Origin of the sequence: Vibrio sp. D431a, assembly GCF_030248655.1 — a bacterium.
Lineage (GTDB): Bacteria > Pseudomonadota > Gammaproteobacteria > Enterobacterales > Vibrionaceae > Vibrio > Vibrio alginolyticus.
The window spans coordinates 1-695 of the sequence record NZ_JAHGAP010000110.1; the positions used below are offsets into that span (position 1 = coordinate 1).

At 48.2% G+C, this 695-nt stretch carries 1 protein-coding gene; it reads right to left on the reverse strand.

The window, feature by feature from the left end:
* A partial coding sequence (locus KJB35_RS28310) for a cadherin-like domain-containing protein (protein WP_285469905.1) occupies nucleotides 1-695 on the reverse strand: 695 nt, incomplete at both ends.

A 695-nucleotide genomic window follows, 5' to 3' on the forward strand; every position in this document is an offset into this window, starting at 1 on the left:
CACAGGCGCAACTGTGAAGTTCACCGTTTGGCTGACGCTTTCGCCGCTTGGATCGGTGGCAGTAAACGTCAACGCTTCTGAGCCGTTCCAGTCCGCAGTTGGGCTAATGGTCGCGATGCCATTTTCAATCGAAACCAACACGTTGCTGTTGCCGGACACTGAGAAGTTCAGTGCGGAGTCGCTGTCTTTAAATGCGTCGTTTAAATCAATCGTGTAGATCGTAAAATCTTCTGCTAACACTTGATCTGAAATGACATTATCGACTGTTGGTGCATCGTTAACGCGATTCACAATCAAACTATCACTGTCGCTAACCGTTGGATTAACACCATCCGATGCTGATGCGCTGATCGTTAGGTCTTTAAGGTTGAGTTCGTCGTTGTTAACCGCGTCAACACCCGCTTGAGTCAGTTTGACTTCATCGCCAACTAACGCAAAGTAGCCGTTTGAGTTGTTTTCTAAAGAAACGGTTAATTGCTCTTCTGGCGTATCGGTATCAGCGACTTCCAACGTTGCCACTACCGTATCGGTACTCACTGCGTCTTCAGTGATACTTTCTACAGCATCGACCTTGATCGTTGGCGCATCGTTCACTGGATTAACGGTAACGGCTACTTTCGCTTGGTCAGTCAGCGAACCATCGGTGATGGTGTAAGTGATTTCAGCATCACCATGGAAGTTCTCGGCCGGTGTGA